The 21,951-nt window shown below is 72.2% G+C and carries 22 protein-coding genes; 9 read left to right on the top strand and 13 right to left on the bottom strand.

Annotated elements, in window-relative coordinates; all coding sequences use genetic code 11:
• Window positions 1-43 precede the first annotated feature (43 nt).
• Both ACZ7CD_RS32275 and ACZ7CD_RS32270 read right to left on the bottom strand, forming a co-directional pair.
• Window positions 44-445 carry a hypothetical protein gene (locus ACZ7CD_RS32275; protein WP_470380379.1) on the bottom strand — a complete coding sequence of 134 codons (402 nt, stop codon included), beginning with the start codon at window positions 443-445 and terminating at the stop codon, window positions 44-46.
• A 65-nt stretch (window positions 446-510) separates the two neighbouring features.
• Window positions 511-1,311, bottom strand: coding sequence for a glycoside hydrolase family 20 zincin-like fold domain-containing protein (locus tag ACZ7CD_RS32270; RefSeq protein ID WP_470380378.1), 801 nt, complete (start codon window positions 1,309-1,311; stop codon window positions 511-513).
• A gap of 420 nt (window positions 1,312-1,731) precedes the next feature.
• On the opposite strand from ACZ7CD_RS32270, the gene mptB reads away from it, so the two are divergent.
• Genes mptB through ACZ7CD_RS32255 form a run of 3 tightly spaced genes read left to right on the top strand, consistent with a single transcriptional unit; the run spans window position 1,732 to window position 5,192 of the window.
• Window positions 1,732-3,150 (top strand): polyprenol phosphomannose-dependent alpha 1,6 mannosyltransferase MptB, encoded by a 1,419-nt coding sequence (mptB, locus tag ACZ7CD_RS32265; protein WP_470380377.1) that lies wholly within the window; start codon window positions 1,732-1,734, stop codon window positions 3,148-3,150.
• Window positions 3,137-4,627 (top strand): apolipoprotein N-acyltransferase, encoded by a 1,491-nt coding sequence (lnt, locus tag ACZ7CD_RS32260; protein WP_470373779.1) that lies wholly within the window; start codon window positions 3,137-3,139, stop codon window positions 4,625-4,627. Before mptB ends, lnt begins: the two co-directional genes overlap by 14 nt.
• A 49-nt stretch (window positions 4,628-4,676) precedes the next feature.
• Window positions 4,677-5,192 (top strand): hypothetical protein, encoded by a 516-nt coding sequence (locus ACZ7CD_RS32255; RefSeq protein ID WP_458431961.1) that lies wholly within the window; start codon window positions 4,677-4,679, stop codon window positions 5,190-5,192.
• Window positions 5,193-5,201: 9 nt separating this feature from the next.
• Here the strand turns inward: ACZ7CD_RS32255 and ACZ7CD_RS32250 are convergent, their stop codons facing one another.
• Entirely contained in the window at window positions 5,202-5,966 is a 765-nt protein-coding gene (locus ACZ7CD_RS32250) for an SDR family oxidoreductase (RefSeq protein WP_470380376.1), read from the bottom strand.
• A gap of 100 nt (window positions 5,967-6,066) precedes the next feature.
• Between ACZ7CD_RS32250 and ACZ7CD_RS32245 the strand changes: the two genes are divergently transcribed.
• Complete coding sequence (locus ACZ7CD_RS32245) at window positions 6,067-6,912, top strand: MmyB family transcriptional regulator (RefSeq protein ID WP_360388864.1); 846 nt, start codon at window positions 6,067-6,069, stop codon at window positions 6,910-6,912.
• Here ACZ7CD_RS32245 and ACZ7CD_RS32240 read toward each other — a convergent pair.
• On the bottom strand, window positions 6,905-7,762 hold the full coding sequence (locus tag ACZ7CD_RS32240; protein ID WP_470380375.1) for a DUF2690 domain-containing protein: 858 nt from the start codon (window positions 7,760-7,762) through the stop codon (window positions 6,905-6,907). The two genes, ACZ7CD_RS32245 and ACZ7CD_RS32240, sit on opposite strands and share 8 nt — an antisense overlap.
• Window positions 7,763-8,010: 248 nt before the next feature.
• On the opposite strand from ACZ7CD_RS32240, the gene ACZ7CD_RS32235 reads away from it, so the two are divergent.
• On the top strand, window positions 8,011-8,286 hold the full coding sequence (locus ACZ7CD_RS32235; RefSeq protein WP_470380374.1) for a hypothetical protein: 276 nt from the start codon (window positions 8,011-8,013) through the stop codon (window positions 8,284-8,286).
• 117 nt (window positions 8,287-8,403) lie between these two features.
• Here the strand turns inward: ACZ7CD_RS32235 and ACZ7CD_RS32230 are convergent, their stop codons facing one another.
• From ACZ7CD_RS32230 to ACZ7CD_RS32220, 3 genes are all read right to left on the bottom strand, one after another.
• Window positions 8,404-10,119, bottom strand: coding sequence for a S8 family peptidase (locus ACZ7CD_RS32230; RefSeq protein WP_470380373.1), 1,716 nt, complete (start codon window positions 10,117-10,119; stop codon window positions 8,404-8,406).
• 121 nt (window positions 10,120-10,240) lie between these two features.
• Window positions 10,241-11,269 (bottom strand): alpha/beta hydrolase, encoded by a 1,029-nt coding sequence (locus ACZ7CD_RS32225; RefSeq protein ID WP_470380372.1) that lies wholly within the window; start codon window positions 11,267-11,269, stop codon window positions 10,241-10,243.
• A 9-nt stretch (window positions 11,270-11,278) separates the two neighbouring features.
• Complete coding sequence (locus ACZ7CD_RS32220; protein ID WP_470380371.1) at window positions 11,279-11,851, bottom strand: CGNR zinc finger domain-containing protein; 573 nt, start codon at window positions 11,849-11,851, stop codon at window positions 11,279-11,281.
• 48 nt (window positions 11,852-11,899) lie between these two features.
• On the opposite strand from ACZ7CD_RS32220, the gene ACZ7CD_RS32215 reads away from it, so the two are divergent.
• A complete protein-coding gene (locus tag ACZ7CD_RS32215; protein ID WP_360388849.1) occupies window positions 11,900-12,586 on the top strand; it encodes a metallophosphoesterase family protein in 687 nt (228 codons plus the stop codon).
• A 13-nt stretch (window positions 12,587-12,599) separates the two neighbouring features.
• On the opposite strand, the gene ACZ7CD_RS32210 is transcribed toward ACZ7CD_RS32215, so the two are convergent.
• The 6 genes from ACZ7CD_RS32210 to ACZ7CD_RS32185 form a co-directional block, all read right to left on the bottom strand.
• Complete coding sequence (locus tag ACZ7CD_RS32210) at window positions 12,600-14,198, bottom strand: PucR family transcriptional regulator (protein ID WP_470380370.1); 1,599 nt, start codon at window positions 14,196-14,198, stop codon at window positions 12,600-12,602.
• A 63-nt stretch (window positions 14,199-14,261) separates the two neighbouring features.
• Window positions 14,262-15,680, bottom strand: coding sequence for an MFS transporter (locus tag ACZ7CD_RS32205; protein WP_470380369.1), 1,419 nt, complete (start codon window positions 15,678-15,680; stop codon window positions 14,262-14,264).
• Window positions 15,677-16,987 carry an ATP-grasp domain-containing protein gene (locus ACZ7CD_RS32200; protein WP_470380368.1) on the bottom strand — a complete coding sequence of 437 codons (1,311 nt, stop codon included), beginning with the start codon at window positions 16,985-16,987 and terminating at the stop codon, window positions 15,677-15,679. Before ACZ7CD_RS32200 ends, ACZ7CD_RS32205 begins: the two co-directional genes overlap by 4 nt.
• A complete protein-coding gene (locus ACZ7CD_RS32195; RefSeq protein ID WP_458431968.1) occupies window positions 16,984-17,775 on the bottom strand; it encodes a creatininase family protein in 792 nt (263 codons plus the stop codon). Before ACZ7CD_RS32195 ends, ACZ7CD_RS32200 begins: the two co-directional genes overlap by 4 nt.
• A complete protein-coding gene (locus ACZ7CD_RS32190; RefSeq protein ID WP_360388836.1) occupies window positions 17,772-18,626 on the bottom strand; it encodes a beta/alpha barrel domain-containing protein in 855 nt (284 codons plus the stop codon). The genes ACZ7CD_RS32195 and ACZ7CD_RS32190 overlap by 4 nt, the downstream gene beginning before the upstream one ends.
• Window position 18,627: 1 nt before the next feature.
• Window positions 18,628-19,146: a hypothetical protein gene (locus tag ACZ7CD_RS32185; protein ID WP_360388833.1), complete on the bottom strand. Its 519-nt coding sequence runs from the start codon at window positions 19,144-19,146 to the stop codon at window positions 18,628-18,630.
• Between the two features lie 564 nt (window positions 19,147-19,710).
• On the opposite strand from ACZ7CD_RS32185, the gene ACZ7CD_RS32180 reads away from it, so the two are divergent.
• Genes ACZ7CD_RS32180 through ACZ7CD_RS32170 form a run of 3 tightly spaced genes read left to right on the top strand, consistent with a single transcriptional unit; the run spans window position 19,711 to window position 21,944 of the window.
• The gene (locus ACZ7CD_RS32180) at window positions 19,711-19,974 is read left to right on the top strand and encodes an acyl carrier protein (protein ID WP_360388830.1); all 264 of its coding nucleotides are present in this window, start codon (window positions 19,711-19,713) and stop codon (window positions 19,972-19,974) included.
• 33 nt (window positions 19,975-20,007) lie between these two features.
• Complete coding sequence (locus ACZ7CD_RS32175; protein ID WP_360388827.1) at window positions 20,008-21,399, top strand: aminotransferase class III-fold pyridoxal phosphate-dependent enzyme; 1,392 nt, start codon at window positions 20,008-20,010, stop codon at window positions 21,397-21,399.
• Window positions 21,393-21,944 carry an acyl-CoA thioesterase gene (locus ACZ7CD_RS32170; protein WP_470380367.1) on the top strand — a complete coding sequence of 184 codons (552 nt, stop codon included), beginning with the start codon at window positions 21,393-21,395 and terminating at the stop codon, window positions 21,942-21,944. Before ACZ7CD_RS32175 ends, ACZ7CD_RS32170 begins: the two co-directional genes overlap by 7 nt.
• The last annotated feature ends 7 nt before the right edge of the window (window positions 21,945-21,951 follow it).

Genomic DNA, 21,951 nt, shown 5'->3' with positions numbered 1-21,951 from the left:
GGTGCCCGAACCCTACGTCATCGCCAGTACGCCGCGCAGGTGTTCAGGACGTGCTGACAGCCGCGTTCCGCCGAAGCGGGCCGCGGTAGGTCACGGCGAGCACCCCGAGCGCGCCCGCCCACGCCGCGAGGGTCGCGCCCCAGCTCGGCTGCCAGCCGACCTCGCCGAGCCGCAACGCCCAGCTGGTGCCGAAGAGCAGGAGCACGAAGGCGATCCCGACGTCGCGCGCGGACGTGTGCTCGGCCGGCTCGGCGAAGATCCGGTCGAGCCACTGGGCGGCGGCGACGGCGATGCCGAGCAGCAGACCGGCGGTGATCAGGTGCCACGCGATCGCGGCTGCGGTGGTGCTGCCGCTCAGGACGTGCAGCAGGTCGAGGCAGGCCGCCACCACGAGCAGGACCAGTGGCAGCGCGGCCATCCGGCGCAGGGGCCTGGACGAGGGCATGGTCGGAACTTCCTTTCCCGGGGACGCGTCTGTACCCCGGAGAAGGCCGGTTAAACCTGGTTCGGTCAGCCCAGTGCGGGTGAGGCCAGTGCGGCGGACCGCTGCAGCACCCCGTGGCCGCCCACCCAGCCGGCCACCGCGACGGCGCGCAGCCCTGCGTCGCCCTCGCTGAGCTGGCCGTGCGGGCCGAGGACGTCGGCGGGCGCGTCACCCTCGTGCCAGCGCACCGGCACCCGGTCGTGGCTCTGCAGCAGACCGGCGAGACCGCTGGTGAGCTTGGCCCGGCCGATGTGCACCCAGCGGCTGGGGAACACGTCGAGCACCTCGGCGAGCGACCTGCCGATCTTGGGCACGATCGTCACGCCGTTGGCCAGCGCGTACTCCACGAGCTCGCGCAGCTCGTGCTGGTCGCCGTCCGGGCGCAGGTGCAGGACGTTGAGCTTGTAGGCGGCCATCCGGTCGATGGTCGCGCGCATCTCGGCGGCCGGCAGCAGCGGGCTGGTCACACCGCGCCACGCGAACGCGGGGGAGTCCTGCACGTCGGCGGCGCGCACGGTGCCGTCCGGGGTCATCAGCTGGCGGAACGACTGCACGCCGTGCCGCAGACCGGCCTGGGTCCGCGCCCGCAGCATCACGGCGCTCGGGCTGACCAGCAGCGCGTAGCCCTCGGGGCCGAGTCCGCGCAGGGCCGGGTCGAGCGTCACCATGAGCCTGCCGTCGGGCGACTCGGCCAGCGTGTGGCCGGTGTGGCGGAAGATGTGCTCGCGCAGCATCGCGGCCGCCGTGCGGGCCTGACCGGTCACCCTGATCGTGACGTCCTCGGTCAGTGCGAACGCACCCGTGCGACGGGGTGCGTTCGAGGGCATGGGGACGATCACCGCGTTCCTCTCCGGCGGACTGCCTGCACCCGCTCAACGCGGCACGGCTCAGGTGAGTTCCACGTGACCCGGCAGCCGCACGGTGGTGCCTCGACCAGGTGCGGCGGTCACGTCGACGGAACCGCGGTGCACCTCTTCCAGTGTGCGCACGGCAGGCCCTCGCGGCGATGCCGTCGGCGGTGTCGGTGATCGAGATCACCCGCTCGGCGGCCCCCTGAGCGGCGGGGCTGACAGATCTTCGGGGTCGCCGTCGAGGCGCCGCCGGGTGAACCGGTGTCGGCCCTGGTGGCGGCGGCCCGGCAGGAGGTTGCGCGACCACCGGATGATCAACGTCATCCTCAGGTCGTACGCCCGGCAGCGACCGCGGGGTGACGCGGGACGATCTGTCCGGAAAGCACTGTCTGTTCCGTGCAGACGGCAACGGCGGCCCTTCCCCGCTCACTGGCACCCGCTCCCGAGGCGGAGCTGCTGCGCTGGACCGGTGCCGGCGGTGCGGTGCTGCTGACCGGCGGAGCGTGGGCGGTCACGGCGGGAGCGGGCGCCGCCGGGCTGGTCGCCGCCATCGCGGGCGCGGGGCTGGTCGTGCTGGCGTGGGTGCTGCTCGGCCGCACGAAGCGCCCGGCCACGTGGCTGCGCCGCACGCTCGCGTGGTGGTGTGCCCCGTTGGTGCCGGCACCGCCGCTGTTCAGCCTTGATGTGTACAGCTACCTCGCGCAGGGGGAGGTGGCCGCCCGCGGGTTCGACCCGAACGTCGTCAGCCCCGCGGCCGGTGCGAGCGCCGAGGCCGTCGCACGGGTCAGCGGCCACTGGCGGGAGACGCCGTCGCCGTACGGGCCGCTGTTCGGCACGGTCGAGCGCGGCATCGCCGAGATCACCGGCGGAGATCCGGTCGCGGGCATCGTCCTGCACCGGCTCGCCGCGGTGCTGGGCCTGCTGCTCGTCGTGTGGGCGGTGCCGCGGCTGGCCGCGCGTGCGGGCGCGTCGCAGCGCACGGCGTTGTGGCTGGGCGTGCTGAACCCATTGGTGCTGTGGCACCTCATCGGCGGCATGCACAACGACGCCCTGATGCTCGGTCTCATGCTCGCGGGCACCGTGGTCGCGCTCGACGCACTTGACGACGCCCGCTGGTGGTCGGTCACGGCCGGGATCGTGCTCATCGCGCTCGGTGCGCAGGTCAAGCTGCCGGCACTGGCCGCGCTCGCGATCGTCGGCACGGCGCTGGCCCGCCGGTTCGGCGGCGGGCTGCTGAGGTTCACGCTCAGTGGTGCCGCCATGGTCGCCGCCGCCGTCCTGGTGTCCGTGGCGACCTCACTGGCCGGTCGGGCCGGATTCGGCTGGGTGCAGGCCCTCGGGACGCCGTCGAAGGTGCCCAGCTGGATGGCGCCGAGCAACTGGCCGGGCTTCCTGGCCGGTGCGGTGTCCGGTGCGGAGAGTGGTCAGGCGATGATCTCCGCGGGACGGGTCGCGGGGCTCGTGCTGGTCCTGTGCGGCGTCGCGGTGGTGCTGACGCGCCAGCTGCGCGGCGGGATCTCCGAGGTGAGGGCGCTGGGGCTGGTGATGGGCGTGATCGTGGTGCTGGGCCCGGTGGTGCAGCCGTGGTACCTGCTGTGGGCGGTGGTGCCGCTCGCGGCCGCGGGGCTGTGGCGGACCGGCCTCACCGCGGCCGTGACGGTGTTCGCCCTGCTCGTGCCGCCGCTGGCCGGGGACTTCACCGGCCGGGTGGGCGAGCTGGTGGTCGGCTACGGCGCCGGCCTCGCGCTCGTGGCCTGCGCGTTCCTCGTCCTGCACCGCCTCGTCGCGAGCCGGGTGCCCGGTGCGCGGGGCTGACCTGGGCCGGTACGGCGCCGCGGCACTGGCCGGCGGCGCACTGGCGTCGAGCTTCCCGCCGCGCACCCTGTGGTGGCTGGCGGTGCCCGCGTTCCTCGTGCTGTGGCTGACCCTGCGGAACGGTCGTCCCGGCCGGCTGGGCTTCGTCTTCGGGCTGGCGTTCTTCCTGCCCCACCTGTGGTGGATCCAGCACTTCCTCGGCACCGAGTTCGGCCCGTGGCCGTGGCTCGTGCTCTCGGCGTTGATGGCGCTGTTCGTCTCGGCCGCGTTCGCGCTGTACCCGCTGGTCGCCCGGCTGCCGGGAGCACCGGTGTGGGCGGCGCTGCTGTTCGTGCTCCAGGAGACAGCGCGCGGGCTCATCCCGTTCAACGGCTTCCCGTGGGGCCGGGTCGCGTTCGGGCAGGTCGACGGGCCGTTCGGGCGGCTGGCGTCCCTCGGTGGCGCACCGCTGGTGACGTTCGCCGTGGTGGTGACCGGGTTCGGGCTGGGCGCATGGCTGCGCCGGCCGCGTGAGTGGCGCCGGTCGTGGGCGCTGCTGCCGGTGCTGGCCGCGCTGCTGGTCACCGTGCCCGTCGCCGCCGAGAACGGCACCCGCACCGTCGCCGTCGTGCAGGGCAACGCACCCGACATCGGCCTCGGCCTGCTCGACGCCGGCGCCGAGCTGCGCGCCAACCACCTGCGCAAGACCGCGGAGCTGGCCGCACGACCGGGACCGAAGCCCGACCTGGTGGTGTGGCCGGAGAGCGCGACCCGCACCGGCGACCGCGACCCGGTGCTCGACCGGATGGTCGACGACCTCGGCGTGCCGGTGCTCGTGAGCGCGTTGAAGAACGGCGAGAACTCGGTGATCGCGTGGCGTCCCGGCAGCGGGCAGGGGGAGTCCTACGCGAAGCAGGAGCTGGTGCCGTTCGCCGAGCACATCCCGCTGCGCCCGCTCGCCCGGCTGGTCACGCCGTTCGCCGACCAGCAGGACCTGAAGGCGGGCAGCGAACCCGGACTGCTGGACGTCGCGGGCACCCGCGTGGGCGTCGGCATCTGCTACGAGGTGGCCTACGACTACGTGCTGCGCGAGTCCGCGGCCGAGGGCGCGCAACTGCTGGTCGTGCCGACGAACAACGCCTGGTACGGCCGCGGCGAGATGACCTACCAGCAGCTCGGCATGGCCCGGCTGCGTGCGGTCGAGCACGGCCGCGCGGTCGTCGTCGCGGCCATCAGCGGCGTGAGCGCGGTCGTGCGCCCGGACGGCAGCGTCGTGCGGTCGACCGGGATGTTCACCGACGACCTGATGGTGGACACCGTGCCGTTGCGCTCGTCGCTGACGATCGCCACCAGGTTCGGCGGCGCGTTGCACGTCGTCTTCACCGGTGCCGCTTTCGTGGCGTGTCTCGCCGGGCTGTGGCAGCGCCGTCGTCGACGCGGAGTGACCGAGGATCACCCGATGAGGTCGCCGTTGCCGGAAACCGGCGTCCCCTCCTGAGAAACGGGTACCTGACGGCCGTCTGCACACTCCACAAAGGACGGCGATGATGAACAAGACCGCTTTGGCCGCAGTGTTCGCGACGGTTCCCCTCATGCTCGCGCCCACCGCGTCGAGTGCGATCGCCTGCTACGACAACCTCTCCAGCTCGGTCGGGACCATGGCCACGATCGTGCGCGACGAGTTCATCAAGCCCGTCTGCCAGGCGCAGCTGCAACCGGGAGCAGAGCGCCAGGACGTGACACAGCTGCGGGAGGTCGTGATCCCGCAGGCGATCAACAACCTCGCCGGCATGAAGCTGATCTTCGAGCGGTCCAAGCCGGTCCTCGACGGCCTGGTGGAGAAGTGCTACTCGCCGCAGGACTTCTGCAGCCCGGACGCGGTGGGCCGGGCCGTGCGGTGCATCAAGTCCGAGCTGCCCGACATCGCGGCGGCGACGCTGAGCGCGACCACGCTCTCGGAGTCCTGCGACGGGTTCGAGGCGGTGGCCAAGACCGATCCGCAGGGACTGCGCGAGCGGGCCCGCGCCGCCGCCGACTCCTACATCACCTACCTGCGCGGGTAGTCCCCTGGTTCAGTCGCCGTGCGGGTCCTCGGCGTTGAGGGCGGCCACGACCTGGTCGTAGTCGCCGCGGGCCTCGCCGTAGCGCAGGAACTTGACCCGCTCCACCTGGATCTCCCGCACGTCGGGCCGGGCCTCGATGATCCCCATGACCTCGGCGACGTACTCGTCGAGCGGCATGGCGTGGTCGTTGTCGGCCTGGCCCGGCAGCAGGTCCGTCTGCACCGACGGCGGCTCCAGCTCGGTCACCTGCACGGAGGTGCCGGCCAGCTGCAGCCGCAGCGTCTCGCTGAGCATGTGGATCGCGGCCTTGGTGGCGTTGTAGCTGGGCGTCACCTTGAGCGGCGCGAACGCGAGCCCGGACGACACGGTCATGATGGTGGCGTCCGGTCGCGTCTGCAGGTGCTCCACGAACGCCGCGATGAGGCGGATCGGCCCGAGGAGGTTCGTCGTCACGGTCGTCTCCGCCGACTCCAGGAAGGTCTCCGGCCGGCGCCAGTCCTCCACGCGCATGACACCCGCCATGGTGATGAGGACGTTCAGCTCGGGGAAGCGCGCCAGCACGTCCTTGGCCGCGTCCTTGACGCTGTCCGCGTCGGCCGTGTCGATCCGCACGGTCTCGACACCGGGGTGCTCGGCCGCGATGCGCTCCAGCAGCTCGGTGCGGCGGCCACCGACGACCACGGTGTTGCCGCGTCCGTGCAGGGCCAGCGCGAGCGCCAGGCCGATGCCGCTGGTGGCGCCGGGGATGAAGACGGTGTTTCCGGTGATGTCCATGAGTGAAAGCTTCTGCCGTTGCCGTCGCACGCGGCAGAGAGCGCTTATCGGGGGATCGGCGATCCCTGGCTCACGGCGCACACACGCCGATACTGAAGCCATGGACCGTGTGGAACTCGCAGCCTTCCTCCGCCGCCGACGCGAAGAGCTCCGGCCGGAGGACGTCGGTCTGCCCGTGGGCGCACGTCGGCGAGCGGCGGGCCTCAGGCGCGAGGAGGTCGCAGCACTGGCCGCGATGTCCACGGACTACTACACGCGCCTTGAACAACAACGCGGCCCGCAACCGAGCGAGCAGATGCTGGCGGCACTGGCCCGCGCGCTGCGCCTGACCGACGACGCCCGCGACTACCTGTTCCGCATCGCCGGCCGCAACGCGCCGTCCCCGTCGGTCACCAGCACCCACGTCGCCCCTGCGCTGCAACGCGTGCTGGACCGCCTCACCGACACCCCGGCGTTGATCCTCTCCAACCTCGGCGAAGTGCTGCTGCAGAACCGGCACGCGGCCGCGCTCTACGGCGACTCGTCGAAGTTCACCGGCCTGGCGCGCAGCGGCATCTACCGCTGGTTCACCGACCCGGACGAACGCCTGATCTACCCCGAGCACGACCGCGACCGCCAGTCCCGCGCCCAAGTCGCGAACCTACGAGCTGCCTACGGCGCTATGGGCGCACGTTCGCGTGCAGGCGAGCTGGTGCGTGTGCTGTCGCGAGAGAGTGCCGAGTTCGCGGAACTGTGGGAACGCCACGAGGTCGCGAAGCGGTTCGAGGACCACAAGGTGCTGGTGCACCCGCAACTGGGCGAGATCGAGGTCGACTGCCAGGCGCTGTTCACCGAGGACCAGTCGCAGGCGCTGCTGGTGCTGACCGCACCGCCGCGCACGGAGGCGTTCGACAAGATCCAGCTGCTGGGCGTGCTCGGGCACGAGACGTTCGAGGACGTCAGGTAGGCCGGCACCCGGTCGTGCTGGCGCCACCCCCGGACGGTGCGGCCACGGTGACGGTGACCTGCACGCAGCCGTCCGCGGTCAGCAGGATGTTGCCGAACACGGCCTGCCCGTCGAACTCGGTGCAGCAGGGGAGCCCCTTCGTCGTCGTCCGCGGACGTTCGGCCGCGATCGTGACGGTCGCGCTCCTCAGGAACGTGACCCGGTCGCTCGGCGTGAACCGGCCCCACGCGACCCAGCAGCGCGGGGAGTAGCGGAGCTCAGCGGTGCCCAGGAAGTTGCGCTGGGCGGTGTTGATCTCGACGCTGTCCAGCGTGGTCACCTCCGGGTCGTAGGCGCACCCGGACTCCTTCGGGTCGGCGCCGTCGGCGACCGGAGCCGCGGTTCCGGCGAACCTCGGCGTCGTGTCCGCCGACGGGGGCGAGGTCTCCGGTGGAGTGCGGTTCGCGCCCCACCACCGGGCGGTTCCGAACGCCGCCGCGACCAGGACGGCGACCACCGCGGCGATGGCCGGTCCGGCGCCGGCCTTCCCGGCGGCCCGCTCGGGTTCGCGGGGAGCGGCCGGGACCGGTTCGTCCGGCGGCAGGCCGAGGTCCGCGCGGGCCTGGACCCAGCGGCGCCGCCACTCGTCCACCTCACCGCCGCACGCCTGGACGTACGCCTTCGTGACGTCCCAGGTGGGGAGGCGGTGACCGCTGGCAGCGGACGACGGGGTCGCTTTGGATAAGTGGACCCTGGCCGCCATGGAGCGGCAGGACTCGCCACCGGCCGCGTCCCTCAGCTTCCTGAGCTCGGCGGCGAACAGCTGGGCCGGACCGGTGGACCCGTCGATCGGCCGTTCGGGACGAGGCATGCGCATCCCTCCGGTTGTCCGGACCTGTTGTCCACGCCTGGACAGCGTGTTGGCCAACCCGGTCCGCGCTTAGACCTGAATGGCGATTCCCTTCACTGGTCCACATGTCCGACAGCGCGGCGCATTACGCGCAACACCCGGACGGGCCAGCGATTCCACTGACGGAGGAAAGGACCGACGATGAGAAGTCTTGTCCGCGGTGTGGCTGTGCTGGCAGCGGTGGTCCCGCGAACGGCACGGCGAGCACCGTGCCGATCCTCCACCCGGAGATCAGCGGCAACGTCCTCGGCTGGGTGGACCTGCGGTGGAGCACCGGCTGCCAGATCAACTGGGCCAGGGTGCGGATGAACTCCGGTGCCGCGTACGCCGTGGCCTCGCTCGGCATCCGGGTGTGGGCGGTGCGCCCCGGCGACGGCACCAGCACGTGGGGCCACGCCTGCAACCCCGTCTGCGACCCAGGCCCCTGCTACGCGTCGTCCGCCTTCTCCGGACAGCTCAACGGGAGCTCCAACCAGGTCGTGTGAGCCTACGGGGAGCTCGCCTACCAGCCGGTCAACGGCCCGGTCGGTTGGCGGCAGGCGAGCTACTGCTTCTGACGGCGAGAGGTGGGCCCGTGGCCGCGGGCCCACCCCCGGCTGTGCCTAGAAGGTCAGCTTCCAGGCGTTGATGTAGCCGGTGTCGCTGCGGTACGTGTCCCGCACCTGCAGCTTCCACACGCCGTTCGCGACCTCGCTGGAGGCGTTGGTCGTGTAGGTCTCCACCACGTTGTCCGCGGAGTCGGAGGTGCTGGAGTCCTTCAGGCGGTACGCCGTGCCGTCCGGGGCGATGAGGTCGATCACCAGGTCGCCGCGGTAGGTGTGCACGACGTCGACGCCGACCTTGAGCGTGGCCGGGGCGTTGCCGGTGAGGCCGGAGACGGTGATCGAGCTGGTCACGGCCGAGCCGGCGTCGGGGATGGCGACGTCGGCGGTGTTCTCGAAGGTCTGGCCGGGCGGGGTGGTGCCGGTGTCGACCGCGGCGAACGCGTCGACGCGGCCCTCGCCGAAGAAGTTGTTCTTGGCGGTGGTGCCGCTGCACCGGGTGTCGGAGCAGGACAGGTCGTCGGCCTGGGTCGCGAGCAGCGTGCGCAGCTGCGCGGGGGTGGCCGTCGGGTTGACCGACTTCAGGAGTGCGGCGACGCCCGCGACGTGCGGGGAGGCCATCGACGTGCCGGACTTCGAACCGAACCGGCCGCCGGGGACGGTCGAGTAGACGCTGTCACCGGGGGCGGCGACGTGGATCTTGTCGGTGCCGAAGTTCGAGAACGACGACTTGGCGTTCGAGGAGGTGATCGACGAGACGCTGACGACGCCGGAGAGCTCACCGGGCACGCTCAGGCAGGCGTTGCTGATCGTGCGGGTCGCGGGCGTGGAGTCGTTGGGGCTGGTCGTGTCCGTGGACTTGGCCGCCAGGTTGTAGTTCTCGTTGCCGGCGGCGGCGACGGTGAGCACGCCCTTGCCCTCGGCGTAGGCGACGGCGCGCTTCACGCCCTCCAGGATCGCGTCCTGGTCGGCGTTGCTCGGGCAGTTGAACAACCAGGGATCGGTGTAGTAGCTGTTGTTGGTCACCTCGAAGCCGCGGTCACCGGAGAAGACCATGGCGCAGATGGTGTTCTCCGCGAAGAACAACCCGCTCGGCTTCTCCGCGATGCGCACCGACGCGATCTTCACGCCCGGCGCCACGCCGACCACGCCCACGCCGTTCTTGGCGGCCGCGATCGTGCCCGCGACGTGCGTGCCGTGCGTGTCCGTGTCACGCCACGAGCCCGTGCGCGTGTCGAGCTTGCCGTAGGCGCACGACGCCGAGTTGGCCGCGTCGAAGTTGGCCTTGAGGTCGGCGTGCTGGTCGTCGACACCGGTGTCGAGCACACCGACGGTGACGGTGGGCGAGCCCTGGTTGACCGCCCACGCGCGGTCGGCGCCGATCTGGCTCATGTCCGTGCGCACCGGCTCACCGGCGGCGGGTGTGGCCTGCGCCGGGGCGGCCGGGACGGCCGGGTTCGCCGCCTCGGCGGGCACGTCGGAGGTGCGGGTCGCGCCGACCTTCTGCACGCCGCTCACCGACCGCATCCGGGTCGCGAAGTCCGCGGAACCGGAGTGGGCGACGACGACGCCGATCGCGTCGTAGGAGGCCCAGACCGTGCCGCTGTTGCTCGCGACCGCGGACTTGGCGCCCGCCGTGTCACCGGGTGCGGTGATGACCAGGTACGACCGGTTGCCCGCCGCGGGTGCCGCCGCTGCCGGGGTTGCCGCCGCCAGGACCCCGGCGCCCACGACCGCGGCGATGACCGCGGCACGCAGGCGTGTTCTTGTACGCACGAACACGATTCCTCCAACACTCTCGCGGGCTGTCCCCGCGCAGTGTGCGCGGGGCGCAGGGGCCCGTCACGAGCTGAAGAGGAGCATCGCAGGCGTCAGGGACGCGCGGAGTTCAGAAACCCTACGAAAGTCGTGCCAGCCGGTCAGCCAGCCAGGCCAGCGAGAGCGGGTAGCGGTAGTCGATGGCGGCGTGACCGGCGTCGAACAGCTCGAAGTGGACGCGCTCGTCCGGCACGCCCACCGCGGCCAGCTCGGCGCGGAACGCCTCGGCGCCCAGGTCGAGGTGGTACTCGTCGCTGCGGCCCGCGTCGATCCACACCGCGTGCAACGAGCGCACCGCGCCGGCGTGGGTCGCGACCATGCGGACCGGGTCCCGGTCGAGCCAGCGCTGCCACACGTCGGTGCGCAGGACGCCGGTCACCGGGTCGAACGGCAGCTCCGGGGTGCCGTCGTCGAGGGCGGAGAAGCAGGCCGCGACGCCGAGGGTGCTCAGGAGGGTGGCGTCCGCGGGCTTGGTGAAGGCCGGACGGCCCTGGAAATCGGCCCACCACGCGCGGATGTCGTGGTCATAGGCGCGTAGGAAACGCACGGCCTTGGCGAAGTCGGGCAGGTAGCAGTACTCGTAAAGCGTGTCGCCCGCGTGCGTGGCCAGTGCGCCGAACAGGTCGGGGCGCAGCATCGGGGTGATCATCGCGCCGAAGCCGCCGGAGGACTTGCCGGCGATGGCACGGGACTGCGGGGCCGGGATCGTGCGGTAGTGCGCGTCGACCCACGGCACGATCTCGTCGCACAGGTACGAGTGGTAACGGCCGGTGCCGGGGGAGTCGACGAACTGCGAGCCGCCGTAGGTGGTCCAGGCGTCGACGTAGACGACGACGCACGGCGGGGCGCCGTGCGCGAACACGGCGTCCGCGGTCTCGACGAACGGCTGGCGGAACGGCGTGCGGTTGGCCCACATGCCCAGGTGGCCGGTGTAGCCCTGGATCACGTACACGGCCGGGTAGCGCTCGTCGGACGAGTCGTAGCCCGGCGGCACGTACACCCACAGCGGGCGCTCGTGCGGGTCGCCGAGCGGGTTGCCGCGCAGCAGCTCGGATTCGACGGTGTGCCGGTCGAGCCGGCCGGCGAGTTCGCCCTCCCACGGAAGCATGCGACCGAGTCAACCACGATCTTGCTGTTGGCTCGCGAACCTCGCTACGCGCGCACGGTTGCCGCACGACGCTTTGCACCACTGCTGGCGGCCGTGCTGCTGCACGAAGTACCGCACGCACCTGGGGGCCTGGCACGAACGCAGGCGGGGTGCGAGCGGGCCGGTGAGGAACTCGACGACCGCGAGGGCCAGTGCGCCCTCGACGAGCGCGGGACCCCGTGCCGCGGTCTGCAGCCGGCGCCGGACGCCGTCCTCGATCGTCACGACGGTCTCGGCTCGCAGCGCGTTGACGGCGTTGTGCAGGACGGCGGCGGCCTCGGTGTCGCTCATCCGCCGCGTCCGCTCGACCCGGCTCGGCGGGTGCGGGAACACGGAGGCGGCGAACGCCGAGCGCGCGGCAAACCGCAGGGTGCGCACGCGGTCCGGCACCACGAGCGCGCCGGGGAAGCGGTTCGCGACCCAGTTGTGCACCTCCGCGTCGGTGGTGAGGTGGTCGGCCACGCCGCCGTTGCCGTCGTCGGCGATGGTGCTGACCAACGCCAGCGCCGTCACGCCGTCGGTGCCGTCCGGCAGTGTGAACACCAAGCCTCCGCTAACGGTAAATGCAGATTTACCGTTAGCCTAGCTCGGGTGACGACTCTCCTGCACCTCAGCGACTGCCACCTCGACGGGTCACCGGAGCGGGCGGACCGGCTCCGCGCGGTGCTCGACCTGCTGCCCGCGAACCGGCAGCCGGACGCGGTCGTGCTCACCGGGGACATCGCCGACAACGGCGTCGAGCCCGAGTACGAGCAGTTCAGCGCGGTGATGGAGGGCCGGCTGCCGTGGCTCGCGGTGCCGGGCAACCACGACGTGCCCGCGCTGGTGCCGTCCGTGCCGGTGCTCGACGTGGGCGAGCTGCGGGTGATCGGCGTCGACGTGGTCGTGCCGGGGGAGAACCACGGCGTGCTGCGCGAGGAGGAGGCCGACCGGGTGGCCGCGCTCGCCGCGGGCGCCGAGCGGACGGTGCTCGCGTTCCACCAGCCCCCGATGGAGATCGGCCACACCTACGTCGACCCGATGCGGCTGCTGAACGCGGACGCGCTGGCAGCGCTCGTCGACCGCATCGGCACCGTCACGGCGATCCTCTGCGGACACGTCCACACCGCGTGCGTGGCGCAGTTCGCGGGCGTGCCCGTGCTCGTGGCGCCCGGCATCGTCTCCGCGGCGAACCTCGACGGCGACCACCCGACCGCGAACCGCGAGCACCCGCCGGGCATGGCGCTGCACCAGTTCACCGGGCACGGCATCGTCACGACGTTCCACTACGCGTGCTGACCGCCCCAGGTCGTCACACGGGACGCCACAGGCGCAGCTGCAGCATCGCCGCGAACCGGGCGTCCGGGTCGGTCAGGTCGAGCTCGCCCACCTCGGCCAGGCGCCGCAGCCGGTAGCGGAACGTGTTGGGGTGCACGAAGACGGCGGCCGAGGCGGCGGCGACGTCGCCGAATGCGTCCAGCCACGCGCTGAGCGTCTCCACGAGGTTGCCGTTGTGCCGGAGGTCGTAGTCGATCAGTCGTGCCACCGGGCCGGTGAGGGTGTCGCCGCGTTCGGCGATCAGGTCGGCCAGCTCCAGCAGCAGGCCCTCGCTGTGCACGTCCGACACCCGTGCGACCGCGCGCTGCGACCGCCCGGCGCGCAGCACCCGCAACGCCAGGTCGGCGCCCGCCTTGGACCGGGCGAGGGTCAGCCCGTCGGCCACCGGCCCGACGCCGACGACGACCCGGTCGCCGATGCGGGTGCGGAAGTCCGTGGCGATCCGCAGCGCCCGGTCCTCGGACTCGGTGGGCAGGATCGCGTAGGCGACGTCACCGACGAGCGCGGCGGCCGCACGCGGGTGGACGGCGGTGAGGTGCATGGCGAACGCGTCCGCGACCTGCTGGCGTTCGGCCAGCAGCCGAGCGTGCTCCGCCGGGTCGTCCACGTGCGAGTCGGCGAGCGCGAGGACGAGCACCACGCACTCCTGGTCGGTCAGCCCGAGCCGGCGCACCGCCTCCGCCGCACCCGCACCGCCCTCGACCGCGGTGCTGACCAGGTCCGCGCGCAACCGGCGTTCGACGTCGGCACCCGCACGCTGCCGCATCAGGTGCAGCGCCACGAGCTTGGCCGCGTCGCAGAACGCCAGCTCGCGGTCCGCGGGCAGCGGCGCCCGCACGGCCGCCCAGATCGAGCCGAGCACCTCGTCGCCCGCCCGCACCGCGACCGCGACCCTCGGCAGGCACACACCCCCGTCGTCGTCGGGCAGGTCCGAGATGTAGACGGGCTGGTCGCTGCGGTAGAGCCGGCGGAACACCCCGCGTGCCTCCAGCAGCTGCGAGTACCGCGCGGGCACCTGCCGCCCCAGGATCGTCTGCACGCGCGAGGCGTCCGCCTGCTCCTGCCGCCCGGAGAACGCGAGCACCCGCGAGCTGCGGTCCTCGATCGTCACCGGCGCGCTGATCAGCGACGCGACGGCGTTGGCCAGCGCGAACAGGTCACCGGCCGGGGTGCCGCCCAGTGTCTCCGAGTCGGTGACCTCGCCCTCGGCCAGCAACGACCGCAGCAGCGCGGCCAGCTGCGTCCACGACGCCCCCGGCGCGAGCCCGAGCAGCGCCACACCGGAGCGGTCGGCCGCCGCGGCGACCTCGTCGGTCAGCACGACCGGGCCGCGCACGACGAGCCCGGCCGCGCCGAGCCCGCCCAGCTCGTCGAGGCGGGCCCGCACGTCCGCCGGTTCCCGCACGCCGACGCCGAGCACCAGCGCGCGCGGCGGCAGCACCTGGTCGTCGTGCGGGTCGTCGATCACCACGCCGCCGATGCCACCGGCCCCCGCGGGGTCGCCGCGGACCAGGTCGATCAGCGTCGTGCCGAGGTCGTCGAGCACGCGGGCGAGGCCGGTTCGGTTGCTCACCTCGCCACCGTGCCACGGGAACCGTCTACAGAGGAATCCCTTGCGCGCCCGACGTCCGCTGCCTCACCGCACGGCACGCCCGGCACTCCAGCGAGCGACGACGGCGGTGGTCGACAGGACCAGGGCGGCCGCGACCCAGGTGATGCCGCGAAAAGCCCCGGTGAGCGCCTCGGCCGCGGCGGCGGAGCTCCGGGCGTCCAGCAGCGAGGCCGATCCTCCGGCCCCCTCGCGGTAGAACACCGCGGTCACGGTGCCGAGGACGGCGATCCCCACCGCCGCGCCGGTCTCGTACGACACGGACTCGATCCCCGCGGCCGCCCCGGCCTGCTGCTCCGGCGCGGTCGTCATGACCAGGTCGGACGCGATCATCTGGACCAGGCCGTGGCCGAACCCGACCAGCACGAGTCCTGCGGCGAACACCACGTCCGACGCCACCAGCGCGTAGCCCGCCGCGGCGAGGGCCAGGCCACCCGGTACCGCCAGGCGTGCGCCCAGCCGCGGCAGGAGCCATCCTCCGATCGGGCCCGCGAGCACCGCCGCCACCGGCATGGGCAGCAGCCGCCACGCCGCCTCGGCCGGCGACAGACCGAGCGCCAGTTGCAGGTACTGCACCAGTTGCAGCTCGAACCCGACCATCACCAGCACCGGCAGCACCGAGATGACGACCCCGGCCCGCAACGGTGGCAGCCGGAACAGCGACAGGTCGAGCAGAGGGTGCTCCAGCACGCGCTGCCGGCGCAGGAACACCACGATCGCCAGGACTCCGGCCGCGCCCGGTACGACCACCTCCGCCACCCCCACCCCGTCGTGGGTGAGAGCGATGACCGCGTAGGCGGTGCCCACCGAACCGATCACCGCCAGCACCGGCGACAACGCCTCCCACGGCCGCGGCTCCGGTTCCGGGTTGTTGCGCAGCACCAGCAGCACCGCCGGTACCGCCACCGCCACGACCGGCAGGTTGACCAGGAACGTCGAGCCCCACCAGAAGTGGTGCAGCAGGAACCCGCCGGCCACCGGCCCCAGTGCCGACGCCCCCGCCGCCACCGCGCTCCACCCGCCGATCGCGACGGCGTGCTCGCGCGGATCGGAGAACGTCTGCCGGATCACCGCCAGCGTCGCCGGGATGATCATCGCCGCTCCCACCGCCAGCAACGCCCGGCCGGCGACGAGCGCGAGCGGCGTGCCGGCCAGTGAGGAGAGCGCGGAAGCCACCCCGAACACACCCAGCCCGATTAGCAGCAGCCGCCGATGACCGATGCGGTCTCCCAGCGGCCCGGTGACCAGGACCAGGCCGATCATCAGCAACGAGTAGACGTCCACCACCCACAGCAGTTCGGTGGTGGAGGCGTCGAGCGCCTCGGCGAGCGTGGGCACCGCGATGGTCAGGATCGTGACGTCGACGGCGGCGGGGAGGAAGCAGAGCAGGACCACCGCGAGCACCAGCCACCGCCTGGCAGCGCCGACACCGGTCGCCGACGTCACCGGAAGAGTCCCAGGGCCGTCCTGGTCTTCGCGATGAGGTCGTGCAGCTCGGCGATGCCGGGGGCGAAGAACATGCAGCTCAGTCTGCCGCAGCCGAGGTCGGTCAACTCAGCCGGAACCACCCCGCGGCCGGCGTGCCTGGGCGAGGCGACCAGGTTTCCGAGCTGCCGCAGCAGTTCCGGCAGCGTCAAGCCGGTCGGCAGACCGTAGAAGTCGTAGTTCGCGATGGTCGTCGTTTCCAGGTAGTCCGGCCCGATCAGCTCGTACCCGAACTCGTGCACGTGCGTGGACCCGGTTCGGCGGGCGTTGAGGTCGTGGGCGTACACGACGCCGTCGCGGGCGATCGCGTCGATGCCGAAGTGGCCTCGGTAACCGCGCCGCTGGAGCTCCCGCGCCAGCCGCATCCCGCCGTCGACAAGTGCCCGGTACCACCAGCGCGTGCGCAGCTCCCGCGAGGTGACGTTGCCGCGCAGGTGCGTGGCACCCTCGAACAGCATCTCGGTGGTGTAGCAAAGGCGTGGTTCCGCGGTTTCGGGCACCACGTACTCCACGGACGGGAACTCGACGTCGCCGTCGAGGAACTCCTCGACCACGACCGGTTCGTCCGCGTAGAACTGGCTGCCGGCCAGCGTGCGCGCCACGTGCTCGGCGGTGTCGCCCGGCTGGAAGATGAGCAGCCCGAGACTCGCCTCGCCCCGGTCGGCCTTCACGATGCACGGCGTCCCCGCGGCGAGCATCGCCGTCACAGCGGCCGTGACCGCCTCCTGGCCGGCGTGGTGCTCACCCGCCGGAACGCGGAACGGGCCTTCGAGCATGCCGAGGTCCGCGGCGAGGTCGCGCAGCCCGGTCTTGGTGTCGGCCAGGTCGCGCAGGGACTGGTCGGGAGTGCTCTCCGGCAGCTCGGCGGTGACCCCGTGCCGTTCCCGCAGCACCTCGGCGAACAGCCACAGGTCGGCGGTGGTGGTGTGCGGGATGATCCGGATCCGGCGACCGGGGCCGGCGTGGTCCGCGAGCGCGGCCATCAACGCCGGGTCGGCGATCATGTCGGCGAACAGCGAGCCCGTCGACCGCGACGGCCACAGGTTCACCACCCCCGGGAGCTCCAGGAACTCCTGGTGCCAGGCCAGGTCGCCGATCGGTTCGTAGGTGACGAGCACCTTGTCCAGCGGGCCCCAGAACAGTGCCTGGTCCTGCTGGGCGTAGCACTCGGCGAGCAGCGCGTCGACGTCGTCCGCGCGGATCGCGAAGTCGCGCAAGGTGTCCACGGCGTTGCACACGCAGACGGTGGGCACGTGCTGATCGGTCACGGTTCCTCCTCGGACGGTGTGCGCAGCAGTCCGTCTCCTCGGGACACCAGGTCGACCGCGGACGACACCACGTGCCAGAACAGCTCCTCACCGAATGACGCGGAGGCGCCGGAGGTGCTGGAGAGGATGCCGTGGGTGGTCGTGGTGGTCACGTCCGCGGGGTGGAGGTAGACGCCTGCGCGTGGCGGGTGGTCGTGGTCCAGGCGCAGCCCGGACACGAGGTCGGGGCGCAGGAACAGCATCAGGCTGGTCTCGGTGAGCCCGGCGTGCTCGGCGTGCCAGCCGGGGAAGGCGGGGACGCGCTCGGCCAGCCAGCTGTCGTCGACCAGGCTCCACCAGCTCAGCGCCATGAACTCCTTGCCGTGGGCGGCCGGGCGCCTGGCGACGTCGTCGAGCGCCTCGAACACGAAGGGCTCGTTCTCGAAGTGCCCGTTGACGACCAGCAACCTCTTGAACGGCAACGCGCACAGCGATTCCAGCGCGTCCACCAGGAAGTCCAGCAACGACCGCCCGCGCACGTGGACGGTGCCGGGGAACGACAGCCCGCCACCGCTCTGCGGTAGCGACCGGGCCGCGATGGACTGCACCGGCAGCGTGAGCGCGGTGAGCTCGTAGGCGATCTGCTGGGCGAACGCCTCTGCCAGCACGAAGTCGACGGACAGCGGCAGGTGCGGCCCGTGCTGCTCGATCGAGCCGATCGGCCACACGACCGTGCGCCCCGCGGTGGCCTCGACCACCTCGGCGCTGCTGACGTCGCAGAGCCGGGGCCCGGTCGACCGGGGCGTCACGACGGCACCCGCCGGGTCCGGTCGAGCACCTCGGTCTCGGCGACGATCCTGGTCAGCGTCGGGTAGAGGTCGGTGTGCAGCGCGGTGTAGACCTGGGCGGCGCACGCGCCGACCCGCAGGTAGTCGTGCACGTCCCGGCCGGACTCGACACCGCCGGAACCGAGCACCGGCAGGGTGAAACCCGCACGCCGCAGGCGCCAGATCGAGGCGAGCACCAGCGGTTTGATGCCGGGGCCGGAGTACCCGAACGTGCCACCGAGGCGCAGCAGGCCGGTGTCGGGATCGACGGCCGCGGCGGGCAGGGTGTCGCTGAGCGTCAGCGCGTCCGCGCCCGCGGCCTCGGCGGCCGCCGCCCTGGCCGGCAGCCCTTCGCCGCTGGCGAGCTTGACGGCGAACGGGATCGTGGTCGCGGCACGGGCCGCCGCGGTGTAGGCGTGGACGCGTTCCGGGGTGTCCTCCAGGCCGTCCTCCTCGTTGAGGCACGAGATGCCCAGCTCCAGGGCGCGGCAGCCGGTGCCCTCGACCTCGGCGGCCAGCTCGGCGAGCTCCCCGGGGCTGTCGGCGTGCAGCGAGGCGATCACCGGCAGGCCGTCGGCCGCCATCCCGCGCAGCACGGAAAGCCAGTGCCCGACAGGGCGCTTGGAGTAGGTGGTGCTGTTCATCATGCCGGTGGGCAGCCGGATGATGCGCTCGTCGAGGCCCGCCGGCGGGCTGGGGTGGATGGTCTTGGTGACCACCGCGCCCGCGCCCGCGTCCAGCATCCTGCGCAGGGTGCGTTCCTGGTCGGTGAGCAGTCCCGAGCCGACCAGCACCGGCGACGTCACGTCGATGCCGAGCACGGTGGTGCCCACCTCAGGCCGCCGTCCTGGCCCGGCCGAGGGCGGCGAGCACGCCGTCCACCAGCAGGCCGGGCGCCTCCGCGAACTCGGCCGCGGACAGGAAGACGGCGTCGGCGACCCGTGCCAGGCCTTTGAGCAGGTGGCTGGCCGAGTCGGCGAAGGGCTGCTCGGTGATCCCGACGATCGGGCGGCCCAGAGCGCTGGCCCAGCCCAGCTCGATGTGCGTGCCGTCGGTGCGCAGCAGGGTGCCGTCGGCGAGCACCGGCAGCACCGGCACGAACACGTCGCACGCGCGCATCCAGCCGAAGTCGCGTTCGGACACCTGGTCCGGGGTGAAGTCCGCGGTGGTGACGCCGAAGCGCTCGGCGACGTGCGCGGACAACACCGCGCCGCCCGCCCGCTCCACCTGGTCGATGGCCGCGTGCAGCCGGTCGCTGACCGCGCCGAGCATGCCGCCCGGCACCAGCGCGTGCTGGATCGGACCGCCGACGAACACGGTGGCGCCCGTCAGCGGGCGCGAAGGGGGAACCATTCCGGCAGCTCCTTCGGGTTTCGCGATGCCGGGCCGCGGGAGTCGGCGGGTATCGCGATCCGGTTGACAGAAGATGTGGGCACTGAATTGCCCGTTCGGGCATTGGTGGGTGAGGCGCGAGAGCGTGGCCGCGGGGACCGCAATTGCGGATCGCCTGTCACGGCCTTCGTTGTCCACAAGGCCTCGGCCTCGATCAGGCTGGCACGAGTCGCCGATAGCCGCAACATCAACCACGAACACTTTTAACGGCAACAGAATCCACTGCTCAGCAGCAATCAGGGCTTCTACGTGCGCAAATATCGAGTCCACAAAGGAGTTACGAAACCCGAAAAACACCCGTTCGGATCATATATGAGACCGATTGAACTATGAAAACTCCTAGTACACCCCACTGGGCGTTGACCGTCGGCGAAGTCGATGCGTAGCTTCAGGACATCGAGCTGCGCGCGACCATTACCGGCTTATTCCACCTCATCGAGCCTGGGGTCTGACAACTCGCACGCACGACGACACAACCCCTCCCGGAATTGGGTGAAACCCCCGGAAGAAGTAGGGAAACTGCTCATGAATTCGTTGCAGACGATCAAGCGCATCCTGTCCGCCGACGTGCTGGTCGAGATCCCCGAGGACCGGATGGGTCTCGACGACCAGCTCCGCGAGGGCTACGGCATGGACTCGCTCGGGTTCGTGGAGCTGCGCGTGCGCTGCGAAGAGGTCTTCGGCGTGGAGATCGAGGACGGGGCACTCGCCGGGCTGATGACGCTCGGTGACGTCCTCGCCCTGGTCGAGCGGCTGACCAGGGCGCAGCACTCGACCGCGGGCGCCTGACCCGCCCTGGACCACGACACGAAAGGGCGACCAGTGGCCGCACCTGTTGATCATCCCCGGACCGACGAGGTCACGGCGCGTCTGCTGCGCGGCACCGAGCTGCACCTGAACCACTACGGTGCGCCCCGGTTGCCGTTCGCCTGCACCGGCGGACGTGGTCTCGAACTCGACGTCATCGACCTCACCCCGGAACACCGGGGCAGGCGGATGCGGTTGCTCGACGCCAGCGGCGGGTACGCCAGCGCCGCGCTGGGCGTCGGCCACGAGGTGGTGCTCCGGGCGCTGGCGCGCGGGGTGACCGGAGCAGGCAGTGCGACCGACGAACTCGGTTCGCTGGAACGCGCGGAGCTGCTCGACCGGCTGTTCGGCCCTGGCGGGCTGTGGACCGGCCACTTCCCCACCGGCGAGTACCACGTCAGCGGGCGCAACTCCGGGTCGGAGGGCAACGAGCTGGCGCTGCGGCTGGTGCTGGAGTCGCGGTACGACCCACGCCGGCTGCGCCGCCGCCCCGGCAAGGAGCACCGGGACACCGTCCTCGCCTTCGAAGGCGCCTGGCACGGGTGGACCGACGGGCTCGTGCCACTGCTCAACCGCCGCCACTACCAGGCCGGTCTGCCGGGACAGGTGCCGCCCGAGCACGGCGGGGTGCGCGTCGAGCACCTCCCCTTCGGCTCCACCGAGGCACTGACCGGGTACTTCGCCGCCCACGCCGACCGGTTGCTGGCCGTGGTGGTCGAGCCGGTGCAGGGTGACGCGGGCGTGCTCCGGCCGCCGCCGGGCTACCTGCGCGGGCTGTCCGAGCTGTGCCGGGCGGAGGGCGTGCTGCTGGTCGCCGACGAGGTGCTCACCTTCGCCAAGACCGGCGACTGGTTCGCCATGCGCGACGACGCGGGCCCGGTGCCCACCGACGTGACGGTGATCGGCAAGTACCTGGGCATGGGGGCGGTCTCGACCTCGATGGTGATCGCCCGGCGCGACCTGACCGTGCGCGCGTCCGGTGCGGTGGCCACGTCCGACCTGCGCCCGCTGACCTGCGCGGTGATCCGCGACGGGGTCGAGCACGTGGTGGCGGAGGGCCTGCTACCGGCTTCGGCGGAGGTGGGCGCGCACCTGGCGGAACGGCTGCACCGGGACCTGGTCGAACGGTTCCCCCGCGTGTTCACCGAGGTGCGCGGCACGGGCGTGATGCTGGGCGTGGAGCTCACCGCGGAAGCGGGCACCCGGATCGGCGCGCTGCGCCGGGCGCTGCTGGACGCCGGCGTCTACGTGGAGTTCATGGCGGGAGCGGGCAGGCGGTCCGGCGGACTGCGGTACGTGCACCCGACGATGCGGGTCGCGCCACCGCTGATCACCGGTCGCGCCGACGCCGACGAGATCGCCGCCCGGCTGGCCGCGGGCACCGAGGCGCTGCTGGCGGCGTGGTGAACCCGTCGCTGCGGACCCGCATCGAGCACGTCGACACCGACGCGACCGGGATCGTGCACTTCTCCCGCTACACCTCGCTCATGGAGACCGCGGGCACCGAGTACCTGGAGGAGCACGGCGCCGGGCTGACCGCGTTCACCGCGACGGGGATCGACGTGGTCCTCACCGACCTGCGGGTGCGCTACCTCGCCAGTGCCGTCCACCGGGACCGGATCGTCGGTGAGGCCAGGGTGGCGCAGGCCGGCGCGGCCCGGCTGCGCCTGGCGGTGACCCTGTCGCGCGAGGAGCCCGGCGGCGCCCGCACCCCGCTGGTGTCCGGCGAGCTGACCTTCGGCGCGGTCGATCCCGCGACCCGCCACCCCGTCCCGCTCCCACCCCCGATCCGAGCCATCCTGAAAGGACTGCACGCGGATGCGCAACTCCACGCAGCTCCCGGCACTGGCGCGCACGGCGCGACCGCTGGGCATCTCCGAGATCAGCCGCTTGGTGCGCGGACGGCACCCGAGGCTGTTCATCGACCGGGTCCTCGACCACGAACCGGGTGAGTTCCTG

The sequence above is a fragment of the Lentzea sp. NPDC036949 genome, assembly GCF_055608075.1.
Note: the sequence above shows the minus strand (reverse complement) of the source record. Positions and strands in the feature narration are given on the sequence as shown.